Origin of the sequence: Virgibacillus salexigens (genome assembly GCF_014905415.1) — a bacterium.
GTDB lineage: Bacteria > Bacillota > Bacilli > Bacillales > Amphibacillaceae > Virgibacillus > Virgibacillus salexigens.
On record NZ_BNEO01000001.1, the window covers coordinates 1,523,519 to 1,549,065 of the forward strand.

Genomic DNA, 25,547 nt, shown 5'->3' on the forward strand with positions numbered 1-25,547 from the left:
AACTATCCTAAGATTCTATATCAAATTCATTGATTCTTTAATAAACGTTCTTTATATAAAAGATGCGTTAAACTTTTCTTCATTTCATAGAACTCCATATTCTTTGCTGGATTTCTAGCAATAATAACTATGTCATAGGGATAAGCAATCGTATCTTCTAATTCTTGAAAAGCTTGACGTAAATAACGTTTGATACGATTTCTTGTCACTGCATTTCCAATTTTCTTTCCCACGGAAAGCCCTATTCGAAAATGTTCTTGCCCCTTTTTTTCTACATAATAGATGACAAGCTGTCGATTAGCAAAGGATTTACCACATTTAAATGCATATTGAAATTCTTCATTCTTTTTGATCCGGAATTCTTTCTTCATCGTTATCACCTTACTACAAAACTACAAATACTTTCTTATCAGCTTGTCCTTATTTCAGTATATTTATATATGTATTCGGAAGTAATATTACTCCCTAGCTTTCCCTTTTCGTACACACTTTCTACGTAAAGTGAAAAAAGACCACTGATTATTCAGTGGCCTATGCAGACAAGACTTTTCTACCTTTACGGCGACGGCGTGCCAAGACTTTACGTCCGTTTTTTGTGCTCATACGAGAGCGAAAGCCATGTACTTTTTTACGTTTACGATTATTTGGTTGATACGTTCTTTTCATTTATCCTGCACCTCCCTAAGGGATGAATTAATCATTTAAACTAAAACAGTCAATAGACAGTCTTTGTAATTATACGTATAAATACGTCTATCTGTCAACTTTATTCTAAAAATCCTCTATCCACAATCCCTGTATAGAATTTCCCCCGAGTATTTTTCTATCCACAGCATTTATCGACAATAAAACCACAAAATCTATCGCTGTGGACAATATTTGTCTACAAACACTGAACTTTGTGGATAAGTGTCGAAATGCCATTGCAACTACAGGATTTTTCTGATATCATATTTGTGTTTAACTTGTGAAAAAAGAAAAATAATAAATCAGTTATACACAAACTGTGGATAAGCTGTGGATACTTATAAACATGTTGGTTTATAACGTTATCAACAAGTTTGTGGACAACGTTTATATTTTTATATAAGCTTATTGTGACTATGTTTTTTTATCCACATTGAAATTATCTTATTTTTTTCTTATTCCATTCCTATTGAATGAAACATATGGATAACTGCATTTATTTCTATGTCTTCCTTGCCTTTCCATCTTCATAGATTGAGAGAGGCTTTTTATGTCATCTATATGAAGAATAAAGCTGAATGATGTCTAAAAGTAGGAAACAATCTATACTTTATTTTTCTATTGACGTTTTTCATCTATTTTTTGTAATAGATACATGGAATCCAATTACTTTGTATGAAAGGAGTGAACTTCTGCTTGGATAATATACAGGAAATATGGATCGCAACACTGGAGCGAATCGAAGAAAAAATAAGTAAGCCAAGCTTTGATACTTGGTTAAAAAATACAAAAGCAGAAACAATTGAAAATAATACTTTAATTGTTTCTGCGCCTAACGAATTTGCTAGAGATTGGCTTGAAAATCAATATACAAGGCTTATTTCAGAAATACTTACCGAAATTACAGGTTCTGAAATTGTTGCCAAATTCATTATTCCCAATACAAATACATCCATTGATGAGATTGAACAAACACCAAAACAAAAACCACCAACAAATGATAACGAAGGGCCAAAGTCGATGCTAAATTCAAAGTATACATTTGACACATTTGTTATCGGAGCCGGTAACCGTTTTGCACATGCAGCATCATTAGCTGTTGCCGAGGCGCCAGCACAAGCATATAACCCTCTATTTATTTATGGAGGAGTCGGACTGGGCAAAACACATTTAATGCATGCGATTGGGCATTATGTAAGGGATCATAATCCAAATGCAAAAGTTGTCTATTTATCTTCTGAAAAGTTCACCAATGAATTTATTAACGCCATTATGGATAATAAAACGGTTAACTTCCGTAATAAATATCGTAATGTAGATGTTTTATTAATTGATGACATTCAATTTATTGCGGGGAAAGAATCAACACAAGAAGAGTTTTTCCATACTTTTAATGCATTACATGATGATAATAAACAAATTATTATCTCTAGCGACAGGCCGCCAAAGGAAATTCCCACACTAGAGGACAGACTTCGCTCTAGGTTTGAATGGGGGCTAATTACTGATATTACACCACCAGATCTAGAAACAAGGATTGCCATTTTAACAAAGAAAGCAAAAGCAGAAGGTTTGGATATACCGAATGAAGTGATGCTTTATATCGCAAACCAAATTGATACCAATATACGTGAACTAGAAGGAGCATTAATTCGTATTGTTGCCTATTCTTCATTAGTAAATCAAGATATTGACGCATCCCTTGCAGCAGATGCATTGAAGGATATCATTCCAAGTAATAAGCCGAAAGTCATTACGATACCCAGTATCCAAGAAACAGTTGGAGCAAAGTACAATGTTCGTTTAGAAGATTTTCTTGCTAAAAAACGAACCAAATCCATTGCTTTTCCACGACAAATTGCTATGTATCTATCACGTGAGATGACAGATGCCTCTTTGCCTAAGATTGGAGAAGAATTTGGTGGAAGGGATCATACTACAGTCATACACGCACATGAAAAAGTATCAAAGCTAATGGAAAAGGATACACAATTAGCAAAAGAACTTGAAGAAATAAAAGAGCAATTAAAATCATTATAAAACAGAGCTTGTGAATACTGTGAAAAACTGAACGCTAGTTATAAACAACTTATCCACATGTGAATAACCTTTTTATTTTGATTAAAGAGGAGTTTTCCACATAATCACAATGCTTATTACTATTATTACTATATTTTTATAAAATAATATAAATAAAAGAACTTCCATTAGGAGGATTTATTTCATGAAATTTGTAATCCAACGGGATCAATTAATAGCAAGTGTACAAAATGTAATGAAGGCAATCTCTTCTCGAACGGTTATTCCTATACTGACTGGAATTAAAATAGAGGCTAGACAGGATGGCATTACATTAACAGGTAGTGATTCCGATATCTCGATTGAATCCTATATTCCAGCTGAAGAAAATGGGAATGTAAATATCGAACAAATAGAAGAAGGAAGTATTGTATTACAAGCTAAATATTTTCCAGATATTGTTCGTAAACTTCCTGAAAAGACAATTGAAATCCATTCCGATGAAAACCTAAAAGTAACGATACGTTCAGGAAAAGCTGAATTTAATTTAAATGGACAAGATGCTGGGGAATATCCACAATTACCAAAACTTCAAACAGATGATAGCTTTGAGCTTCCTATCGATCTATTAAAAAGTCTCATCAAGCAAACTGTATTTGCTGTTTCAACAATGGAAACGAGACCGATTTTGACCGGGGTAAATATGAAATTAGAAAATCAGACCCTTACCTTTTCTGCAACGGACAGTCATCGACTCGCTTCTAGAACGATTCCTGTATCAGAAGCGAATAATGAATTCTCAAATGTCGTCGTTCCTGGTAAAAGCTTAAATGAATTAAATAAAATTTTAGATGATACAGAGGAAAAAGTAGAAATTAGCGTAACAAGTAATCAAATTTTATTCCGTACCAAACATTTGAACTTCTTATCTCGTTTACTAGATGGGAATTATCCAGAAACTTCTAGGCTTATCCCTGACCAAAGTAAAACGGTTTTATATGTGAAAACAAAGGAATTACTTAGTACGATTGATCGTGCTTCGTTGTTAGCAAAAGAAGAGAGAAATAATGTCGTTCGATTAACTACACAAGGAAATCAACTTGTGGAAATTGCAAGTAACCACCCAGAAGTTGGAAATGTAACGGAAGAGGTTTCTATTACTTCCATGGAGGGAGAAGAATTAAAGATTTCCTTTAGTTCGAAATATATGATGGATGCACTCAAAGCAATTGAGTACGATGAGGTAAAAATCGAGTTTACCGGTGCGATGCGTCCATTTATTATCCGTCCAGCAAATGAAGACTCGATTTTACAACTTATCTTACCAGTAAGAACATATTAATAAACATAAAAGCAGGAATGAAACAATGCCATTCCTGCTTTTTCATTAAAAAAAATCTATCCACAAATCCACAAGTGAATGAGTAAAGCTCCATTACTATATTGTTATTAGATGTTGTCCAAACGGTTTTATTTTTTGGACCTATAGAAGCAATTTAAAGCCCCATATGAGCGTTTTATTTAGAAATAAAGGGACTTACCTTTCCTTAAACACAAATCTTTAGTAAAATAGGAATTAGAGATTTAAATAGGTAGTATATAATAATTAACTATGAGAATGAGTGATAAGATGCAAGAAGAAAAAATAACCATTCAAACGGAATATATCGCATTAGGTCAGTTTATAAAATTAATCAATGTACTTGACTCTGGTGGTATGGTAAAAGCTTATTTGCAAGATGTAGGTGTGTTGGTGAATGGAGAGCGGGAACATCGACGTGGTAGAAAACTATATCCCGGTGATGTAGTAGAACTAGAAGAAGCTGGAAGATTCATCGTTGCTAGTGACTAGTGGAGACATTATTCCGGTAAAAGAGGATTAAGACATGCATATTAAGCAGCTACAATTAAAAAATTATCGCAATTACCATGATTTGGATATATCCTTTGACGATAAAATTAATGTTATCATAGGAGAAAATGCACAAGGCAAAACAAATCTAATGGAAGCTATCTATTTGCTCGCTTTTACCAAGTCACATCGTACGCCAAGAGAAAAAGAGTTGATCAAATGGGAAGAAGAATATGCTAAAATAGAAGGTAGAATTACGAAACGAAAACAATCTTTTCCGCTGGAAATCGTTATTTCTTCAAAAGGAAAAAAAGCAAAATTGAATCGATTGGAACAAAAGCGGTTAAGTGACTATATAGGGGCATTGAATGTCGTGATGTTTGCTCCAGAGGACTTGACTATCGTAAAAGGTGCTCCACAAATTCGCCGGCGCTTTATTGATATGGAACTAGGCCAAATTCAACCTCGATACATTTACCATTTAGGACAGTACCAAAAAATTCTTAAACAGCGAAATCATGTATTAAAACAATTACAACGTGGAGTGAGTAGAGATACTACCATGTTACATGTTTTAACAGAACAACTACTAGACCATGCCGCAACCTTATTGGAGAGGCGGTTTGTTTTTTTGGATTTATTGCGAAAATGGGCAAGTCCGATCCATCATGGTATCAGTCGACAGCTTGAAAAATTAGAAATCAAGTATTCTCCCACGATTGAAGTATCAGAAGAGGCAAATAAGGAGAACATAGAGACTATATATGCCAATAAATTCAATGACATCGAAGCAAAAGAGATAGAGCGTGGTACAACTTTGATTGGACCACACCGTGACGATCTTTTGTTTATTGTTAATAACAAAAATGTTCAAACATATGGATCTCAAGGACAACAGCGCACAACAGCTCTATCCGTAAAACTAGCAGAGATTGAATTGATTTATAACGAGGTCGGTGAATACCCAATCTTATTGCTCGATGATGTGCTTAGTGAACTGGATGATTATCGACAGTCTCATCTATTAAATACCATTCATGGGAAAGTTCAAACCTTTGTATCCACCACTAGTGTTGACGGAATAAATCATGAGACGTTAGAAAAAGCAGAGATCTTTCAGGTTGAAGATGGGAAGATAAAACGCTAAATATTGGGGGGATACAGAAATGTTTATTCACATTGGAAATGATAATGTCATTCGTTCCAGTGATGTTATAGCTATTATCGATTATCAATTAATTTCATCATCAACGATTATGGAAGAACTAATGACAGAATCATTACAAGCCAAAAAGGTAGCTGGACCGACAGAAGATGCAAAGTCAGTCATGATCACAAAGGAAATGATCTATTATAGTACTTTATCTGTCTCCACCTTGAAAAAAAGATCCAGTATGATTTCTACCATTAGTAAACTGGATGATTTTTCAGACGAAATAAAAGAATCGGATACAGAAGAAGCATAGAAACGGAAGTGAAAACATGTCAATGGAAGATAAGATCATGAATGAACAAGCCTATGATGCAGATCAAATTCAAGTCCTTGAGGGATTAGAGGCCGTACGCAAACGCCCTGGGATGTATATTGGAACAACGAGTGAAAAAGGATTGCATCATCTAGTATGGGAGATTGTAGACAACAGTATTGATGAAGCGTTAGCAGGTTATTGTGATCGTATTGAGGTTATTATTGAAAAAGATAATAGCATTACCGTAAAGGACAATGGACGAGGTATCCCTGTCGACATCCAAAAAAAGACTGGCCGCCCAGCTTTGGAGGTCATTATGACCGTATTGCATGCTGGTGGTAAATTCGGTGGTGGCGGTTATAAGGTTTCTGGTGGGCTTCATGGTGTTGGCGCTTCTGTTGTTAATGCTCTTTCTACAAGCCTAGATGTTCATGTCCATCGAGATAACAAGATTTATTATCTTGCGTTTGAAAAGGGTGTTCCTCAAGGAGAAATTGAGGTGATTGGCGAAACTGATATAACAGGAACAATCACACATTTTGTCCCTGATCCAACGATCTTTACGGAAACAACCGAATATAATTTTGATACCTTAGCTCAACGTCTTCGAGAGCTTGCGTTTTTAAATAAAGGAATTAATATTTCGATTGAAGATAAACGTACCGATCAAGAACCAACCAGTTATCATTACGAAGGCGGTATTAAATCGTATGTTGAATTTATTAACCGAACAAAAGAAGCACTGCATGAACCTTTTTATTCAGAAGGAGAAGAACAAGGGATATCTGTAGAAGTTGCGATTCAATACAATGACGGATTTACAAGTAACCTTTATTCCTTTGCAAATAATATTCATACCTATGAAGGTGGTTCACATGAATCTGGCTTTAAAACAGGTTTGACTCGTGTCATTAATGATTATGCAAGGAAAAATAATTTATTTAAAGAAAATGATCCTAATTTATCTGGCGAAGATGTACGTGAAGGTTTAACCGCAATTGTTTCTGTGAAACATCCTGATCCGCAATTTGAAGGACAAACGAAGACGAAATTAGGAAATAGTGAAGTACGTACAGTTACCGATTCAGTGTTCAGCGAATTATTTTCTAAATTTTTATTTGAAAATCCAAATGTAGCAAAAGTGGTTGTGGAAAAAGGTTTAATGGCCTCACGTGCACGTGCTGCTGCGAAAAAAGCTCGGGAACTAACTCGTAGAAAGAGTGCGTTAGAAGTATCAAACCTACCTGGGAAACTAGCTGATTGTTCTTCAAAAGATGCGAACATTAGTGAACTCTATATTGTTGAGGGTGACTCTGCTGGAGGATCTGCAAAACAAGGACGTGACCGCCATTTTCAGGCAATATTACCACTTCGAGGAAAGATCTTAAACGTAGAAAAAGCACGTCTTGACCGGATTCTTTCTAATAATGAAGTGCGCACAATTATTACTGCATTAGGTACGGGAATTGGTGAGGATTTTGATATATCAAAGGCTCGTTATCATAAGATTGTAATGATGACCGATGCAGATGTGGATGGGGCACATATTCGTACGTTACTATTAACCTTCTTCTACCGTTATATGCGTCCATTAATTGAGCACGGTTATATATATATTGCCCAACCACCACTCTATAAAATACAGCAAGGAAAAGCTATCCATTATGCGTATAATGAGAAGGAGATGGAACGAATTCTATCTGAACTCCCTCAGGCACCGAAACCTGGTTTGCAGCGTTATAAAGGTTTAGGAGAAATGAACGCTACACAGCTATGGGAAACAACGATGGATCCAGAGACTCGAACACTGCTTCAAGTGGAATTATCGGATGCCATTGATGCAGACCAAATCTTTGATGTGCTTATGGGAGATAAAGTGGAACCACGAAGAAACTTTATTCAAGACAATGCACAGTATGTGAAAAATTTAGATATTTAAGCTTGATAAATGTAATCACTATGTTTCCTTGCTTTTAAACCTATAAAAGGGTTTAAAAGCTTTGTTTCCTAGTGAATGGAGGTAGTAAGTCAATGGCGGATCAGCAACGTCCCAATGTACAGGAAATAAATCTCGGTCAGGAAATGCGTACATCCTTTCTGGATTATGCAATGAGTGTTATTGTGTCAAGAGCGCTCCCGGATGCCCGTGATGGAATGAAGCCTGTTCATCGTAGAATATTATATGCAATGAATGATTTAGGTATGCATGCAGATAAAGCGTATAAAAAATCTGCACGTATTGTTGGAGAAGTAATTGGTAAATATCATCCCCATGGTGACTCTGCAGTATACGAAGCGATGGTAAGAATGGCACAGGATTTTAGTTATCGAAATATGCTTGTTGATGGCCATGGTAATTTTGGCTCGGTTGATGGTGATTCAGCAGCAGCAATGCGGTATACGGAAGCAAGAATGTCAAAGATTTCAATGGAATTATTGCGTGATATCAATAAAGATACCATTGATTATACCGATAACTATGATGGAACAGAGAGGGAACCTATTGTTTTCCCTGCTCGATTCCCTAATTTACTCGTAAATGGTGCATCAGGTATTGCCGTAGGGATGGCTACGAATATCCCGCCACATAACTTAGGAGAAACGATTGATGCAGTGCTTGCCCTAAGTAAAGATCCAGAAATTACAATAGATGAACTAATGGAAGATTACATTCATGGTCCTGATTTCCCAACGGCTGGACAAATTTTAGGAAGAAGCGGGATTCGTAAAGCATATGAAACTGGAAAAGGCTCGATAACGATCCGTGCAAAGGTGCATATAGAAGAGAAATCGAACGGAAAATCAACGATTATTGCGACCGAGTTACCATATCAAGTAAATAAGGCAAAACTCATTGAGAAGATTGCAGAACTTGTTCGTGATAAACGTATAGATGGAATTACGGATTTACGAGATGAGTCAGACCGTAATGGTTTACGGGTAGTAATAGAACTACGTCGCGATGTAAATGCGAATGTAGTTTTAAATAATCTGTATAAACACACTGCTCTTCAAACTACTTTTGGTATTAATACCCTAGCATTGGTAGATGGGCAGCCAAAAGTATTATCTATTAAACAATGTTTAATCCATTATCTTGAGCATCAAAAAGTAATTATCAAACGACGTACTGCTTTTGAGTTACGTAAGGCAGAAGCTCGTGCACATATTCTAGAAGGTTTAAGAATTGCATTAGATCATTTAGATGAAGTAATCGAGTTAATCCGTGCATCAAAAACAGCAGATGTTGCTCGTACAGAGCTAATGGAGCGTTTTTCATTAAGTGAGAAACAAGCACAAGCTATTTTAGATATGCGTTTACAACGTCTAACAGGATTAGAACGGGAAAAAATTGAAAATGAATATAATGACCTGAAGAAATTAATTGCTGAGCTGAAAGCCATTTTAGCTGATGAAGAAAAAGTATTGGAAATTATTCGTGAAGAGCTGACAGAAATAAAAGAACGTTATAATGATGATCGTCGTACAGAAATAGTTATCGGTGGAAGTGATTTCTTTGAAGATGAAGATCTCATCCCACAAGAAAATATTGTTATTACGTTAACGCATCAAGGCTATATCAAACGTCTACCATCATCAACTTATCGAACGCAAAAACGTGGTGGTCGCGGAATTCAAGGAATGGGAACGAATGAAGATGACTTTGTAGAGCATCTCGTTTCTACCTCGACACATGATACAGTGCTTTTCTTTACGAATAAAGGGAAAGTATATAAGGCAAAAGGATATGAAGTACCTGAGTTCAATCGAACTGCAAAAGGAATTCCAATTATTAATCTTTTGCAAATTGAAAAAGGGGAATGGGTGAATGCAGTAATATCTGTTAAAGATTATCGTGAAGATCACTTCTTGTTCTTTACAACAAAGTATGGTATTTCAAAACGCACATCACTTGCTCAGTTTGCTAATATTCGTAAGGGCGGGTTAATTGCTGTCGGATTACGTGAAGAAGATGAGCTTATTTCCGTTCGGTTAACGGATGGTACAAAAGATATGATGATAGCTACGAAGAATGGTTATCTTATCCGTTTTCCTGAAGATCAAATTCGATCGATGGGACGTACAGCAGCTGGTGTAAAAGGAATATCTTTACGTGAAGATGATGAAGTTGTGTCTATGGAAATTGTCCAAAAGGATGCTAAAATTTTACATGTCACGAGCAAAGGTTATGGTAAACAGACACCAGAATCTGAATACCGTGTTACCAATCGAGGTGGTAAAGGTATCTTCACTTGTAATTTGACGGATAAGACAGGACATGTAACAGCCGTTAAAGCAGTATCTGGAGAAGAAGACCTAATGGTAATCACAGTAGACGGAGTACTCATCCGTATACCTGTGGTTGATATTTCTGAAACTGGCCGTAATACCATGGGGGTACGCTTAATTCGTTTGCGGGATGATGAAGCAGTTGCAACGGTTACTCGTATTGATAATGATGAGGAATCAGAAGAAGTTGAGGCAACTGATATGGAAACACAAGAATCTACTACAGAAGAGCAAGATACAACAGAAAATCCTGAGCAGTAATTGAAAAGATGGCTTTTATTTGAAAGCCATCTTTTTTTAAAAGATAAAATTAGAGCCAAAGGGTGATCTCTGTACGACCATCCTTGAGAATACAAAGGGCTGACAAAAAAGTAACGATAAGTAAGAAACAATAGTAATAGGAGGAAAAACATATGCTAGTTAATTCAGAACAGTTAATACCAGGTTGTATTTTGATTCGTGATGTAAAGGGAAAAACAAATCAACCGCTTATTCCTAGGCATACTGTTTTAACTACAGAACACATCGTTATTCTGCAAAAGTTTCTTATCCAAAAAGTAGATGTTTCAAAAAAGCTGTCTAATGGTAATTTGTACGAACCAAAAACAATGATGCAAGACACTAAAAAACAAGTTGATAATCCCATCGACCTTTCGTTTCAAGAACATTATCACTATGTTGTCCAGCAATACAAACAGTTATTTGAAGGCTGGCAGAATGGGTTAGCTATTGATATTCCAACAGTTCGGGACACATTGGTTCCTTTATTAGAGCGCATGGAGGATATTTCCGATGCGATCTATACCTTACATCATTTCGCGACTAAAGAAGATTATTTCTTTCATCATAATGTGGCTATTGCTATCCTTTCTGCTTATCTTGGTTATAAGACAGGTTATGTTAAAGGAGAATGGCTGCAAATTGGTTTTGCAGGTTTTTTAGCGGATTGTGGAATGGCTCGAATTGAATCATCCATTATACAAACAAACCGTTCCCTTACACCAGAGGAAGTAGTTGAAATTAAAAAGCATCCCACGTACTCTTATCGTTTAACAGAAAAATTACCAACGCTTAAACAAGCAGTAAAGCAAGCAATTTTACAACATCATGAACGAATGGATGGTAGCGGCTATCCCCTTGGATTGTCGAAGGGAAAAATTCATCGTTATGCAAGAATTATTGCTGTTTGTGATATGTATCATGCCATAATCTGTGAACGAGTATATAAAGAAAAACAATCGCCATTTAAAGCTATCGAAATATTACAGCAAGAACAATTTACTAAATTAGATCCAGATGTTGTCTATACGTTTATACAAGGCATGACTAATTTTCCTATTGGTACAAGGATAAAACTATCGAATAATCAATTAGGTGAAATTGTATACACCGATATAAAGAAGCCTACACGTCCGATGATTCGATTAAGCGAGCAACAAGAAGAAATTGTAGCCTTACAAAATCATCCTGAATTATTTATCGTCGACGTATTAAAATAGCATCTACGTGTATCTATTTATATGTATGAAAGGAGAAACGCTCGAATCTGTTAGGATTTGTATCGCATGGGTGCTGCTTGATTGTCATGCTAATCCGTATTCCTTTCATATAAATTACTTCCTAGTAACAATGGTACTTTGTTTGCTGTTAACTCTAGGAAATGGATAATAAATGGAAAATCAATATCTGCCTTTGAAACAAATAAGTCTCCCCACCATTCTGTTTCATAGCGGCAAAGCATACTTAAATTATATAACAGCAAATAATGAACCATTACTTCATGGATTGGTAAGTAATCTTCTCGATTTGTAGGGAAATAAAGTTCCTTTGTTTGTCCATGGATAAAAAACGGTCCGTTAATTTTTGTTATTGGTTCAACTACTTCCATACGCAATATCTCTTGGTCACAGTCATAGTATTTAATCTTTGGTAAGAATGGCTGAATACGTTGAATAAATGCCTTATCTGTTAAGTGAAAGCTGTCAAGTATCCGAATCGGGAACGTCAATAATGGTGAGTTCCATTTTCCAACAGGCACTACCCTCTGCTGTTGATGGAACTGGAATAGCGCATTCATTTCTGGAAGGGTAGCAAGTAATGTTTCCATGCTTTGTTTTTCAAAGGGAATAGCTTGATGATAAAGGTGCTCAGAGAAATAAGGAAACAATCCATTATGCTGTACTTTTACTTCATCTTTCAAAAACGTATAATCCTTTTTTTTTCGTTTTCTAGCAGTGACTCCATGGGCGAGTAAATTGGTCGATTCAGGATAATTTGGACGTTGTGTCAATAAGCAAGCCTTTATTAAATGAACCATTCCATAGAAATAAAGAATAGGCTGCATAAATGGTTCTGATTGTTTTCCTTGTTGATAAAATTTGTTACCATGATTTAAATAATAGATAAATGCATTACAATTTTCATAACTCTTCGTTTCAGCGTCTGGGCAATTTATTTTTTTATAACAATGCAATAAATACGCTTGGGAAGTTTGCTGAGATTGTAGGTAATTAACAAAGGTTTGTATGTTTTCCATGATAAATACTCCATAACTATTTATAAAATTTAGAATCTATTTATTTTTTTATTTCCAATAATCTCTTGTTGAAAAAGCTAACATGTTGGCGTATTGTATATAAAAATAGCAGTACTATTAGTGTATGCAAGTTCGGTTCTTGCATACATCAGAGAACATAGAAGCAGGATAAATCAAAAGGAGGATACGCATGCGACAAGATAAATTTACTAAAGAAGGTCTAACGTTTGATGATGTGTTGTTAATGCCAGCAAAGTCTGATGTACTACCTAAGGATGTAGATGTTAGTACAAAGCTTACAGCAACCATTAAACTAAATACCCCATTAATTGCAGCTGGAATGGATACTGTTACTGAAGCTTCGATGGCAATTGCGATGGCTCGACAAGGTGGAATAGGAATCATTCATAAAAATATGTCGATTGAAGAACAAGCCGAGCAAGTGGATCGGGTAAAGCGTTCGGAAAGTGGCGTTATTACGAATCCATTCTTTTTAACCCCAGAGCATCAAGTATATGATGCCGAGCATCTCATGGGTAAATTTCGCATCTCTGGTGTCCCAATTGTGAATAATGTGGAAGAGCAAAAGCTAGTTGGTATCATTACTAATCGTGACCTTCGCTTTATTCAAGATTATTCCACATCTATTTCGGATGTTATGACAAGCGATAATGTAGTGACAGCACCAGTTGGCACGACATTACAAGAAGCAGAGCAAATCCTTCAACAATACAAAATTGAGAAACTGCCACTAGTCGATAATGATGGCATTTTAAAAGGGCTAATAACGATCAAGGATATTGAGAAAGTAATTGAGTTTCCCTATGCCGCTAAAGATGCACAGGGGAGACTATTGGCTGGAGCTGCAGTTGGCGTAACTGGCGATGCTATGAAGCGAATTGAAAAACTGGTAGAAGCCGGTGTAGATGTAATTGTAATTGATACGGCACATGGACATTCGGAAGGTGTTATTGAACAAGTTAAATTCGTACGCAAGGCTTATCCAGACCTTGATATTATTGCAGGGAATGTGGCTACTGCAGAGGCAACGAAAGAATTAATTGAAGCTGGTGCATCCATTATTAAAGTAGGTATTGGTCCAGGATCAATTTGTACCACGCGTGTTGTAGCTGGTGTCGGTGTCCCACAAATCACCGCTGTACATGACTGTGCTTCCATAGCTGAAGAGTATGGGGTACCTGTTATTGCGGACGGTGGAATAAAATATTCAGGCGATATTGTAAAAGCATTAGCATCTGGAGCACATGCTGTTATGTTGGGAAGTATGTTTGCTGGAGTGACGGAAAGTCCTGGTGAATCAGAAATTTTTCAAGGAAGACAATATAAAGTATATCGAGGAATGGGTTCAGTAGGAGCAATGAAAGCCGGTTCAAAAGACCGTTATTTCCAGGAAGAATCCGATTCGAAAAAATTAGTGCCTGAAGGAATAGAAGGGCGAGTGGCATATAAAGGCCCATTAGCAGATACCGTACATCAATTAATGGGTGGTCTTCGTTCAGGAATGGGCTATTGTGGAACAGCAACGGTTGATGCGCTTCGTAATGATGCACGGTTTATCCGAATTACGAATGCAGGTCTTAGGGAAAGTCATCCACATGATGTACAAATTACCAAAGAGGCGCCAAATTATTCTGTTTAACGATCGTGTTGCAACACGTTAACTTTTTCACAAAATTTTATAGATGGGGATGCTTCCCCATCTATTTTTTTGTAATATTATGTGGTAAAATAACAAAGTGCATCCTTAGACGAAGTATGCATTAATACATAGAGGTTAAACCACAGGTTGGAGGTACAGAAAGTTGAAACATAATGTAAAACAAGGTTTCGTAATATTCTTAGCAGCAATGGTGATGATCGTATCTGTTATGGTACAACCATTTACTGCACAGGCTCAAGAGGTAGAAGTTGAAGCCGAATCTGCTATTCTAGTAGATGCAAATACTGGGAAAATATTATATGCCAAAAATGCGGATCAAGCACTTCCTCCAGCTAGTATGACCAAAATGATGACCGAATACCTGGTATGGGAAGCTGTCGAAAGTGGTCAAATCAGCTGGGACACAACAACACAGATTAGTGACTATCCATACAGTATTTCTGCGAATGCTTCGTTCTCAGGAGTAGGATTGCAACAATCAAAGGACTATACCGTACAAGACTTATATAATGCGATGGCAATCAACTCTGATAATGCAACGTCCATTGCATTAGCTGAACTGATTGCAGGATCAGAAGGCGAATTTGTGAAAATGATGAATGAAAAGGGAAAGGAAATGGGGCTCCCTGATTTTAAATTTGTCAATTCTACTGGATTAGATAATGAGTCTTTAGGAGATAATTATCCAGAAGGTACAGATCCGAACGCAACAAACCTGTTATCTGCAGAGTCTTCTGCATTACTTGCATACCATCTAATTAAAGATTATCCAGGGGCACTAGATGTCTCTAGTAAGCCAGTTGAGAATTTTGATGGTCAACAAATTCGTAATTGGAATCATATGCTTAAACACGATACAACCTTTTTAGATCAGTTCTACTATGAAGGTGTAGACGGATTGAAAACAGGGTTTACGGATTTAGCAGGGTATAGTTTTACTGGTACTGCTCAAAAAGGAGATCAACGTTTAATAGCTGTAGTTATGAAAACAGACAGTGAGGAAAAACGCTTTGAAGAGACAGCGAAATTATTTGATTATGGCTTTAAACAATTTGAATATACGGAGGTTTTTCCAAAAGGTTATCAAGTAGACGATAAATCTTCGCTTCCGGTTGCAAAAGGGAAAGCAGATGAACTTGGTATTTCTATTAGTGAAGGAATTACTATTCCAATTAAGCCAGATGAAAAAGATTTATATAGTATTGAATATACAATCGATAAAGATAAGTTCAATAAAGAAGGCGAATTGACTGCACCAATTGAAAAAGGAGAAAAAATCGGTACAGCACAACTAAAATACGAAGGCGAAAATGACTATGGCTATATTATTAAAGATAGCAATAGTACAGTAGATGTAGTAGCAAATGAAACAGTAGAAAAATCGAACTGGTTCATGTTAACACTTGGAGCTATAGGAGATTTCTTTGTAGATCTATTTACAACAGTTGTTGATTGGGTTAAAGGACTATTCTAGCCGACATTTATAACAAGGGGGATTTTAATATGACGAATACAGGTACAGAACGTGTAAAACGTGGAATGGCAGAAATGCAAAAAGGCGGCGTCATTATGGACGTTGTTAATGCTGAACAGGCGAAAATTGCTGAAGAGGCTGGGGCTGTTGCTGTAATGGCTTTAGAACGTGTTCCATCTGATATTAGGGCAGCAGGTGGAGTGGCGCGTATGGCTGATCCAACGATTACAGAAGAAGTATTAAATGCGGTTTCCATTCCTGTAATGGCTAAGGCACGTATTGGTCATATTACAGAAGCGCGTGTATTAGAGGCAATGGGTGTAGATTATATCGACGAAAGTGAAGTTTTAACACCTGCTGATGATATTTACCATATAAATAAATCCGATTATACCGTACCATTTGTCTGCGGCTGTCGAAATCTTGGTGAAGCAGCACGTCGTATTGGAGAAGGTGCTTCCATGTTACGTACGAAAGGGGAGCCTGGAACAGGGAATATCGTAGAAGCTGTTCGTCATATGCGTCAAGTGCAATCAGAAATCCGCAAACTAACTGCAATGTCTAGAGACGAAGTAATGACGTATGCAAAAGAAATTGGTGCGCCATTTGAATTATTAATTGAAATTCGTGAAGAAGGCCGTTTACCTGTTGTTAATTTTGCTGCTGGTGGGGTTGCGACACCAAGTGATGCGGCATTGATGATGGAACTAGGTGCAGATGGCGTATTTGTTGGTTCAGGTATTTTTAAATCTTCTAACCCTGCTAAATATGCCAAAGCGATCGTGGAAGCAACAACACATTATCAAGATTATCAATTAATTGCAGAGCTTTCAAAAGAATTAGGAGAGGCTATGCAAGGGCTTGAAATGGGCACATTAGAAGCTCATGATCGTATGCAAGATCGTAGCGAATAGAAGGAAGGATTCGATATGACAACAATTGGAGTGCTTGCATTACAAGGTGCAGTACGTGAACATCTTCGCGCTGTGAAAGCATGTGGTGCAACAGGAGTAGAAGTTAAGCGTAAAGAACAGCTAGCGGAAATCGATGGATTAATTCTGCCAGGCGGTGAAAGCACGACAATCAGAAGGCTAATTGACAGTTATGGCTTCTTTGATGCTATTCAAGCATTCGGGAAACAAGGAAAACCGATCTTTGGTACATGTGCTGGAATGATCTTAATGGCTACTGCCATTCAAGGTCAAAACCAACCGCATCTTGGATTAATCGATATGGAAGTTGCCCGTAATGCATTTGGGCGACAAGTTGCAAGCTTTGAGGCGAACTTAGAAATTAACGGCATAGCAGATGATTTTAAAGCCGTCTTTATTCGAGCACCTTATGCTACTAAGGTAGGTGCAGATGTAACGATATTATCTACGTATCATGAACAGATTGTTACCGTTCAGCAAGGCAACTTTTTAGCTACAGCTTTTCATCCTGAACTGACTGATGATAATCGAATGATCGGTTATTTTGTTGAAATGGTGGAGCATGCTATAGGAACCAATTCATCATTCAGAGAGACAAATAAAATATAATCATACAATAACCCAAACGGTCATCTGCGAATAGGATCAGGTAATCGTTTGGGTTTTTTGTTCGACTTTATTTAACTGGTGGGAACCATTGAAGACAATGATACTTGTTCTTAATATAGCCAATGAAATAGTCTGCGAAATTTTCCTGTAGTAGCAAAAGGAATGTGAGCTCTATTTGTTAATGACCATTATGCTTGTCTGTTGTTGCTTCTTGTTCAATTTCATTAGATTCTACATGCTGAGCAATATGATCTTCGGCTGCCGTAGCAAAGAAAGTACCTCCTGAGACATCTTTTACGTTATGAACGACTACAAATGCATCTGGATCAATTTGCCGAATTAATTTCTTCAAAAATAGTAGTCGCTGCGATCGGACAACAACATAAATGATCTTTTGATCTTTCTCCATGTAACCACCAGTGCCATTATAGGAAAGAATCTAAATCAATGATAGTTGCATACACATAAAAAATCGGCTATGATATATTATAATAATGAAAATGAACTGTATTGACAGGAAATAGTAATAGTATGGCCTTACTTTAGAGAGTCGATGGTTGGTGCAAATCGATGTAAGCTTGCTATGAATCCATCCTTGAACAGGTTTATCGAATTCCTCGGATAGTAAATAAACCCGGTTACGTACCGTTATCGCGATAAGCCGGAAGAGGTTTCTCTTCAACAAGGGTGGCAACGCGGGAAATATATACTCTCGTCCCTATTTATTAGGGGCGGGAGTTTTTTGATGTTAACTGTTCATTTAGTAAAGGAGGAAATACAGATGCTAGATATGAGGTTTTTACGTAATAACTTCCAAGAAGTGAAGGAAAAGTTAAATCATCGTGGGGAAGATTTATCTGAATTAGATCATTTTGAAGATCTTGATGAAAAGCGCCGTAAGCTAATAGCGGAAACAGAACAGCTGAAAGCAGAGCGAAATGAAGCTTCGAAACAAATATCTGTTTTAAAGAGAGAAAAGAAGGATGCAGAGCCTGCAATTAAAGAAATGCGTGAAGTAGGTGAAAAGATTGCTGCATTAGATAAAGAATTGAAGGAAACAGAAGAACAATTAGAGCAAATAATGCTATCGATTCCTAACATTCCACATGAGAGTGTCCCTGTTGGAGAGGATGAAGATGATAATATTGAAGTACGTCAATGGGGGGAAATGCCGACCTTCTCTTACGATGTTCAGGCTCATTGGGATATCGCATCGAATCTAGATATATTAGATTTTGAGCGAGCGGGTAAAGTTACGGGAAGTCGCTTTGTATTCTATAAAGGACTTGGTGCACGTTTGGAACGTGCTTTATTGAACTTTATGATGGACCTACATGCCGATGAACATGGGTACGAGGAGATGCTACCTCCTGCAATTGTAAACCGTACAAGTATGACTGGTACAGGGCAGCTCCCTAAATTTGAAGAAGATGCCTTTAAATTGGTGGATTGGGACTATTTCATGGCACCGACTGCAGAGGTTCCTGTAACCAATTACTATCGTGAAGAAATTTTGAAAGTCGATGATTTACCAAAGAAATATGTGGCCTTTAGTAATTGTTTCCGTTCAGAAGCAGGTTCTGCTGGACGTGACACCCGAGGTTTAATTCGTCAACATCAATTTAATAAGGTAGAGCTTGTTCATTTTGCAAAACCTGAGGATTCTTATGCTACACTTGAGGAATTAACCGGCCATGCAGAAAAGGTGTTACAAAAATTAGAACTCCCTTATCGAGTGATGAGCATGTGTACAGGTGATTTAGGTTTTACAGCAGCAAAGAAATACGATATTGAAGTTTGGATTCCGAGTCAACATACGTATAGAGAGATTTCTTCTTGCTCTAATTTTGAAGACTTTCAAGCAAGACGTGCTGGAATTCGTTTCCGTAGAGAAGCAAAAGCAAAACCGGAATTCGTGCATACATTGAACGGTTCAGGTTTAGCAATTGGTCGTACCGTTGCTGCTATTTTAGAAAATTATCAGCAAGCAGATGGTTCCGTTGTCGTACCACATGCATTACGTTCTTACATGGGTGGGAAAGAAGTAATAAAATAAGGTATTACATCCCCTTCTCTTAAGAGTGGGGGATTTTTATTTCATTTGATTTTCAAAAAATATAGACAAAGTACATAAGGATTGCTACTATATTAATGATAATGATTATCAATATCATTAATATAGTTAAGGTTCTCCTAAAGGAAGTGGATCGTATATGGCAGAAGAAAATCGCTCCTCAGATATACATAAACCACATATAAAAACAAGGCCATTGCCAGCTACGATCATTTTAGTAGGTGGTATCTTAGCAACATGCATTAGTTTAGTGGTATCTATATCTGTCGGAGCAGCGGATATAACATTTATGACCGTTTTGGAAGCGATTTTTCGATATGATGCTACGAATACTTCTCATTCGATTATTCAAGAACTTCGTTTGCCTAGGTCTTTGGCAGGTGTATTAGTTGGGGCATCATTTGCTGTTGCCGGTGCGATGATGCAAGGGATGACAAGGAATCCATTGGCTGATCCAGGAATTCTTGGGATTAACGCTGGGGCTGTGTTTATGGTAGCTGTTTGTTTTGCGCTCTTCCCAAGCTTATCCTATAATGGACTAATTTTGTTCGCATTTATTGGTGCAGGAATAAGTGTCGTACTTGTATTTGGTATCAGTTCAATGGGAAAAGGATCAGTAACACCGATCAAAATTGTGCTTGCGGGGGCTGCCGTAACTGCACTATTTACTGCACTCAGCGAAGGTATTGGTATTTATTTTAATTTAAGTCAGGATCTAGCTTTCTGGTTTGCAGGCGGAATTGCCGGTGTAAAGTGGACTCAATTAAAGTTGATGTTTCCGTGGGTTTTGGGGGCACTCATTGTTGCTATGTTTTTATCCAAATCCATTACGATTTTAAGCCTTGGCGATGATGTAGCAAGAGGTCTCGGGCAAAAGATAAAACAAATACGTGCATTGGGTTTTATTGTTGTGCTATTGATTGCAGGAGTGGCTGTTGCTGTGGCGGGGCCAATTGGTTTTGTTGGATTGATTGTTCCGCATCTTGCTCGATATTTTGTTGGAGTAGATTATCGACTTATTATTCCTTGCTCTGCTGTCATTGGAGGATTGCTAACTTGTTTAGCAGATATAGGTGCTCGTATGATTAATGCACCACAAGAAACTCCGATTGGGGCTTTATTTGCTTTAATTGGCGTTCCTTTCTTCCTTTATGTTGCTAGAAAAGAAGGGAGGAATTTATAGTGCGTTTTCTAATGCGAGACAAGGCTGATCAGCATCGAACAAAAAAGCGTGTCGCTATTATTTTACTATTTATCTTGTTAATCGCAATCACATTTGTTATTAGCGTAAATGTTGGTGCTATACATCTCTCTCCTGCAGAGCTATTTCAAACCATTCTAGGCAATGGAACCGACCAGCAGGAACTTATCTTATTTGAATTTCGTCTGCCGCGTATTATTATAGCTATGCTGGTTGGGGCAGGATTAGCTGTATCTGGCTGTATCCTGCAAGGTGTAGCTCGTAATCCATTAGCAGAACCGGGCATATTAGGGATCACAACTGGAGCAGGCTTAATGGTTGTCTTAGCGCTTGCCTATATTCCACCTGATCAAAGTCTTCCAGTTGGAGTCATGCCATTTTTATCTCTAGCTGGCGGAATTGTAACGGCGATTATTATTTATCTGCTTTCGTTTGATAACCATAATGGATTAATGCCCAACCGTTTAGTACTTAATGGGATTGCTGTAGCAGCAGGTTTAAATGCTCTTTTAATTGTAGTATCTTTACAACTGCCTGAACAACAATATGATGTGTTGGCAGTATGGATGGCTGGTCGTATATGGGGGGCTGATTGGCGATTTGTTCTTACCTTATTACCATGGGTACTTGTATTATTACCATATATTAGTTTGAAAGCACGTACATTAGATGCCCTTACATTTGGAGATGAAGTAGCAACGGGATTAGGAGTAACGGTAGAAAAAGAGCGATTAAAGGTGGTAGCTGCCTCAGTAGGCTTAGCTTCTGCTTGTATTTCAGTTAGTGGCGGAATCGCCTTTGTAGGATTGATTGGTCCACATTTAGCTAGGAAGTTAATTGGTCCCACACATCGTTTTCTTATCCCATTATCGGCGATTGCTGGAGGATTGTTACTATTGGCTGCAGATACAATTGGTAAGGCGATCCTTCAACCATCAGAAATACCAGCTGGCATTGTTGTAGCTATTATTGGTGCACCTTATTTCTTGTATTTATTAAGTCGTTCGTAGTACGAATAGTGTTTTAAAAAAATGGATAGGAAAAGGAGTTATGTGGATGAAGCAGTTACGTATTAGCTTCGTTTGTCTGTTTGTTTTAGTATCCCTTGTAGCTTGTGGATCTAGTAATGAAGAGGGAAAAGTCAATCAAGAAGGAGGAAGTGACACAGCAAATAAACAGGAAATATCTGATGAAACCCGTGTTTATAAAGGACCACAGGGGGAGGTAGAGATTCCTGCTAACCCAAAGCGTGTAGTGATAGCTGATCAAGATTATGTTGGTTATGCTTTGGCATTAGGTGTTACGCCAATCGCAACGACAGGTTGGATTTTTGAAACACCTTACTTCAAAGACCAGTTACAGGATACAAAAAAAGTAGGTGATAAAACATCCATTAACATGGAAGAGGTTATTGCTCTTGACCCAGATTTAATTGTCACTTATTCAGAAGATAAAAATGAGGAATTATCAAAAATCGCACCTACTGTCTTAATACCTTATGCAACTTATGGTTATCGCGATATGTTAACGGAGTTTGGGAAGATTCTAAATAAAGAAGAAGAAACCAAAGATTATTTTACGGCGTTTGATAAGAAGATCGAAGAAAAGGAAACAGAATTAGATGATGTCATTAAAAATGATGAAAAAGTAGTTATTTTAGAATTAGCTGAAAAAGAAATGTATCTATTTGGTGAGTCTTACGGTAGAGGTGGAGAAATCATTTACAATGAACTCGGTTTAAACGCACCAGAGAAGGTTATTGAAGTTACAAAAGAAGAAGGCTGGGCTTCGATCTCATTGGAAGCTGTGCCAGAATATTTAGAGGAAGCAGATCATATCTTTATGGGTGTCCGTGAGACGGAAAATGGGGACACAGAGGAAAGAAAATCCGATGTTACCTCATTAATCATTTGGGAGAACTTGCCTGCGGTTAAAGACGGAAATGTATATGAATATGAGGTTAACAATATGTATTTTACGGATCCAATAGCTTTAGAACATCAATTAGATTTTATTGTTGATAGTCTAAAATCAGAGTAAACGTATGATCATAAAAAACCCCTTCCACAAAAAGCGAAGGGGGTTTTTACTACTCTTCTTGTTCTTTTCGTTCAATAATTTTATCAACAAGCAAACCAATTTGTTCTTTTACTGCGATTGGGTCGTATCGATAGAAGGTATCAAAATCATTATAAAAGATTTGATCTTGCTTATTAGCATTTAAATTTTGCCATACAGCTGAGTCTTTTAAATCTTTAAGAGCAGTTCCTTCATTTTCTGGATCGTAGGTAGTTAAAAACATATAATCAGCAGCGTATTCTGGAAGTACTTCTAACGATATTTGTTTCGTACTTTCACCACCTGCGTTCTTTTCAGGCATTTTTAATCCAAGGGCGTTGTATAAGGCTTGCCCACCTCTGCCAGCATTTTCACCAAATGTCCATAGTTCACCTTTATTGGTCAGCTCATATATCCCAAATGTATCATCTGAGTCAATAATACCCTCTAATTTTTTTCTACCTTCTTCGGCTTCTTGATTAAATTCCGTCATAAATTCTTCAGCTTTTTCAGGTGAACCGACGATATCACCAAATAGATTAACTGTTTCCTCAATATCAGATGTTGTACCGTAAGGGATATGAATCGTTGGTGCAATTTTAGATAATGCCTCATAATTATCATCATACATGACAACAATTAAATCTGGATCTAATTCTAATACCTTTTCCTCATTTAATGGATAGCCGACATCTGTAGCATCTTTTAGAAGATCTGCGATAAATGGATTATCAAACGCGGTCGGTTCCACTCCGACTACATTTGCTCCTACAGAAAGTAATTCTCCACCATAGTAATCGGTAACAATTCGTTCCGGATTCGATGGAATTTCAACGGCACCTTTGGCGGTTTCGAATTCACGCGTGCTATCTTCTTTTTCTTGGTTACTCTCATTTTCTTCGGCGTTATTGCTCCCACTACATGCTGCTAGGAAGGTTAATAGAATAATGAGCAATACATAGATAAATTGTTTCTTATTCATTCGTGTACTCCTTTTTAAACATCGTTTAAGATGATGATTGGTATAAATGCTTCAAAAGTTCTTTGTTTTTCGCATTAAATTTAGCGTTATGAGAAGATACTCTTGCTTTGGCAGCTGCATCTGGCTCTAGTAATAATTTGGCTTGGTTAACTGCATTAGCTGCGTCTACAAAAGCCCCTGCAATTAAATGAACTTTACCATCAAAGGCTAGTATATCGCCAGCAGCATAAAGCCCTTCAACGGATGATGCAGATTTAGATGTGCCTTTTACAAAGAAATCGTTTTCTATTTCAATATGAAGGGGGCTTTCTTTAATAAAGGTTAGTTCCCTTTCATAACCGTAATTAATAATTAGATCATCTGTTTCTAATCTTATTGACTCGTTGATTTCATGGTTATGAATACTTACCGCGTCAATTAGATTTCCTTCTTGATTTGCATGCAACTTCTCTATCGTTGAATTGAGATGAACATGGACGGATGAATTCATTAATTGCTGAATTTGGGCCTCATGACCTTTAAATTCATTTTTGCGATGTACAATATGTACTTGATTAGCAATAGGCTCAAATTCATTTGCCCAATCAATTGCAGAATTGCCTCCACCAGAAATAATAATGTTCTTTCCTTTAAAATGTTCAAGGCTTTGTACCGTATAGTGGAGATTGGTTACTTCAAATCGATCTGCTCCTTCAATATCGATTTTAATCGGATTTAAAATACCACCACCAACAGCGAGGATAACGGTTCTACTTACATATTGATTCCCAGAGTTAGACGTAAGGACAAATAACTGATCTTCATTCTTTTCGATTTTTGTGACTTTCTCATTTAGAACGATTTCTGGATCAAAAGTCACAGCTTGTTCCGCCATTTGATCAATTAATGTTGCTCCAGTTACTGGGGTTAATCCGCCAACATCCCAGATCATTTTTTCAGGATATACATGTACTTTACCACCTAGTTTCGGTTGATATTCTATGATGCGAGTGGATAAGTCCCGCATGCCGCTATAAAAAGATGCATATAATCCTGCTGGTCCGCCACCAACGATCGTTACATCTGTTATATCTGAATTTCGCATATAAGTACCTCCTCCATTTATGATAATGAGAATCATTATCACTAATTTTATTATACAGAAATTTTAGAGGAACGCAATAAACGATAGGTAAAATTACATAAAGGAAAGCGGAAAATTTTAAAATTTTTTCAAAATAGTGATTGACAGAATGAAAGAAGCGTAGTAATCTAATAATCATCATAATTATATTAACGAATACTTCTTATTCAGAGAGGTGGAGGGAATTGGCCCTAAGAAACCTCGGCAGCGGACTGTTAAAAGTACTGTGCCAAATCCAACAAGCTACTGTGCTTGGAAAATAAGAAGAGAGCGCCACATATGGAATCTCTTCTTGATTAAAAGGAGGGATTTTTCTTTTGTAAACACCTTTAAAACCGATTCATCAAGGATTGTATGATCGATCGTGAACACAAAATGTTTACATGTTCATAAAATTTTAATACTTCTTATCCAGAGAGGTGGAGGGACTGGCCCTAAGAAACCTCGGCAGCGGACGATTAAGTACTGTGCCAAATCCAGCAAGCGAATGATGCTTGAAAGATAAGAAGAGGGTAATGGATAGCCTCTTCTTTGATGAAGAGGCTTTTTTATTTAGAAGG

General features: G+C 37.1%; 22 protein-coding genes, 2 riboswitches and 1 other annotated feature. Of the genes, 16 read left to right on the top strand and 6 right to left on the bottom strand.

Translation table 11 applies throughout. The features are described 5' to 3' along the window. Positions 1 to 26: 26 nt before the first annotated feature. Positions 27 to 371, bottom strand: a complete 345-nt coding sequence (gene rnpA, locus JKP73_RS06980; RefSeq protein ID WP_021290273.1) for a ribonuclease P protein component — start codon at positions 369 to 371, stop codon at positions 27 to 29. A 160-nt stretch (positions 372 to 531) separates the two neighbouring features. Then, the gene (gene rpmH, locus JKP73_RS06985; RefSeq protein ID WP_021290274.1) at positions 532 to 666 is read right to left on the bottom strand and encodes a 50S ribosomal protein L34; all 135 of its coding nucleotides are present in this window, start codon (positions 664 to 666) and stop codon (positions 532 to 534) included. A 717-nt stretch (positions 667 to 1,383) separates the two neighbouring features. Here rpmH and dnaA point away from each other — a divergent pair. From dnaA to JKP73_RS07025, 8 genes are all read left to right on the top strand, one after another. Continuing rightward, positions 1,384 to 2,727, top strand: a complete 1,344-nt coding sequence (gene dnaA / locus JKP73_RS06990) for a chromosomal replication initiator protein DnaA (protein WP_021290275.1) — start codon at positions 1,384 to 1,386, stop codon at positions 2,725 to 2,727. Positions 2,728 to 2,911: 184 nt separating this feature from the next. Next, positions 2,912 to 4,048 (top strand): DNA polymerase III subunit beta, encoded by a 1,137-nt coding sequence (gene dnaN / locus JKP73_RS06995; RefSeq protein WP_038241604.1) that lies wholly within the window; start codon positions 2,912 to 2,914, stop codon positions 4,046 to 4,048. A 276-nt stretch (positions 4,049 to 4,324) separates the two neighbouring features. Continuing rightward, complete coding sequence (gene yaaA, locus JKP73_RS07000; protein ID WP_081674691.1) at positions 4,325 to 4,558, top strand: S4 domain-containing protein YaaA; 234 nt, start codon at positions 4,325 to 4,327, stop codon at positions 4,556 to 4,558. Positions 4,559 to 4,592: 34 nt separating this feature from the next. After that, entirely contained in the window at positions 4,593 to 5,705 is a 1,113-nt protein-coding gene (recF, locus tag JKP73_RS07005; protein WP_021290278.1) for a DNA replication/repair protein RecF, read from the top strand. 19 nt (positions 5,706 to 5,724) lie between these two features. Next, complete coding sequence (gene remB, locus JKP73_RS07010) at positions 5,725 to 6,024, top strand: extracellular matrix regulator RemB (protein ID WP_038241597.1); 300 nt, start codon at positions 5,725 to 5,727, stop codon at positions 6,022 to 6,024. Positions 6,025 to 6,040: 16 nt separating this feature from the next. Continuing rightward, positions 6,041 to 7,966, top strand: a complete 1,926-nt coding sequence (gene gyrB / locus JKP73_RS07015; protein WP_021290280.1) for a DNA topoisomerase (ATP-hydrolyzing) subunit B — start codon at positions 6,041 to 6,043, stop codon at positions 7,964 to 7,966. Positions 7,967 to 8,058: 92 nt separating this feature from the next. Next, on the top strand, positions 8,059 to 10,578 hold the full coding sequence (gyrA, locus tag JKP73_RS07020) for a DNA gyrase subunit A (RefSeq protein ID WP_021290281.1): 2,520 nt from the start codon (positions 8,059 to 8,061) through the stop codon (positions 10,576 to 10,578). 152 nt (positions 10,579 to 10,730) lie between these two features. Further along, positions 10,731 to 11,816 (top strand): HD-GYP domain-containing protein, encoded by a 1,086-nt coding sequence (locus tag JKP73_RS07025; RefSeq protein WP_021290282.1) that lies wholly within the window; start codon positions 10,731 to 10,733, stop codon positions 11,814 to 11,816. A gap of 89 nt (positions 11,817 to 11,905) precedes the next feature. On the opposite strand, the gene JKP73_RS07030 is transcribed toward JKP73_RS07025, so the two are convergent. After that, the gene (locus tag JKP73_RS07030; protein ID WP_160806937.1) at positions 11,906 to 12,853 is read right to left on the bottom strand and encodes a YaaC family protein; all 948 of its coding nucleotides are present in this window, start codon (positions 12,851 to 12,853) and stop codon (positions 11,906 to 11,908) included. A 190-nt stretch (positions 12,854 to 13,043) separates the two neighbouring features. On the opposite strand from JKP73_RS07030, the gene guaB reads away from it, so the two are divergent. The 4 genes from guaB (at position 13,044) to pdxT (ending at position 17,549) form a co-directional block, all read left to right on the top strand. After that, complete coding sequence (gene guaB / locus JKP73_RS07035; protein WP_160806938.1) at positions 13,044 to 14,513, top strand: IMP dehydrogenase; 1,470 nt, start codon at positions 13,044 to 13,046, stop codon at positions 14,511 to 14,513. Between the two features lie 163 nt (positions 14,514 to 14,676). After that, the gene (locus JKP73_RS07040) at positions 14,677 to 16,008 is read left to right on the top strand and encodes a serine hydrolase (protein WP_200411042.1); all 1,332 of its coding nucleotides are present in this window, start codon (positions 14,677 to 14,679) and stop codon (positions 16,006 to 16,008) included. 29 nt (positions 16,009 to 16,037) lie between these two features. Beyond that, a complete protein-coding gene (gene pdxS, locus JKP73_RS07045) occupies positions 16,038 to 16,922 on the top strand; it encodes a pyridoxal 5'-phosphate synthase lyase subunit PdxS (RefSeq protein WP_021290286.1) in 885 nt (294 codons plus the stop codon). Between the two features lie 15 nt (positions 16,923 to 16,937). Then, entirely contained in the window at positions 16,938 to 17,549 is a 612-nt protein-coding gene (pdxT, locus tag JKP73_RS07050; RefSeq protein ID WP_160806940.1) for a pyridoxal 5'-phosphate synthase glutaminase subunit PdxT, read from the top strand. Positions 17,550 to 17,727: 178 nt separating this feature from the next. Here pdxT and JKP73_RS07055 read toward each other — a convergent pair whose 3' ends face one another. Then, a complete protein-coding gene (locus JKP73_RS07055) occupies positions 17,728 to 17,988 on the bottom strand; it encodes a YitT family protein (RefSeq protein WP_267903256.1) in 261 nt (86 codons plus the stop codon). A 62-nt stretch (positions 17,989 to 18,050) separates the two neighbouring features. Beyond that, positions 18,051 to 18,272: a binding site (T-box leader), on the top strand. Positions 18,273 to 18,330: 58 nt separating this feature from the next. Here JKP73_RS07055 and serS point away from each other — a divergent pair. The 4 genes from serS to JKP73_RS07075 all read left to right on the top strand — a co-directional run bounded on the left by serS (position 18,331) and on the right by JKP73_RS07075 (position 22,864). Further along, positions 18,331 to 19,605 (top strand): serine--tRNA ligase, encoded by a 1,275-nt coding sequence (gene serS / locus JKP73_RS07060; protein ID WP_021290289.1) that lies wholly within the window; start codon positions 18,331 to 18,333, stop codon positions 19,603 to 19,605. Positions 19,606 to 19,762: 157 nt separating this feature from the next. Then, positions 19,763 to 20,806: a FecCD family ABC transporter permease gene (locus JKP73_RS07065; protein WP_038241595.1), complete on the top strand. Its 1,044-nt coding sequence runs from the start codon at positions 19,763 to 19,765 to the stop codon at positions 20,804 to 20,806. Positions 20,807 to 20,817: 11 nt separating this feature from the next. Next, the gene (locus JKP73_RS07070; RefSeq protein ID WP_200411092.1) at positions 20,818 to 21,834 is read left to right on the top strand and encodes a FecCD family ABC transporter permease; all 1,017 of its coding nucleotides are present in this window, start codon (positions 20,818 to 20,820) and stop codon (positions 21,832 to 21,834) included. A 46-nt stretch (positions 21,835 to 21,880) separates the two neighbouring features. Next, the gene (locus JKP73_RS07075; protein ID WP_234447067.1) at positions 21,881 to 22,864 is read left to right on the top strand and encodes an iron-hydroxamate ABC transporter substrate-binding protein; all 984 of its coding nucleotides are present in this window, start codon (positions 21,881 to 21,883) and stop codon (positions 22,862 to 22,864) included. Between the two features lie 49 nt (positions 22,865 to 22,913). Here the strand turns inward: JKP73_RS07075 and JKP73_RS07080 are convergent, their stop codons facing one another. Further along, positions 22,914 to 23,864, bottom strand: a complete 951-nt coding sequence (locus JKP73_RS07080) for an ABC transporter substrate-binding protein (RefSeq protein WP_200411045.1) — start codon at positions 23,862 to 23,864, stop codon at positions 22,914 to 22,916. Positions 23,865 to 23,889: 25 nt separating this feature from the next. After that, positions 23,890 to 24,948 carry an NAD(P)/FAD-dependent oxidoreductase gene (locus JKP73_RS07085; protein ID WP_021290294.1) on the bottom strand — a complete coding sequence of 353 codons (1,059 nt, stop codon included), beginning with the start codon at positions 24,946 to 24,948 and terminating at the stop codon, positions 23,890 to 23,892. 199 nt (positions 24,949 to 25,147) lie between these two features. Beyond that, positions 25,148 to 25,253, top strand: a riboswitch (SAM riboswitch). 138 nt (positions 25,254 to 25,391) lie between these two features. Continuing rightward, a riboswitch (SAM riboswitch) is annotated at positions 25,392 to 25,495 on the top strand. Positions 25,496 to 25,547: the final 52 nt, after the last annotated feature.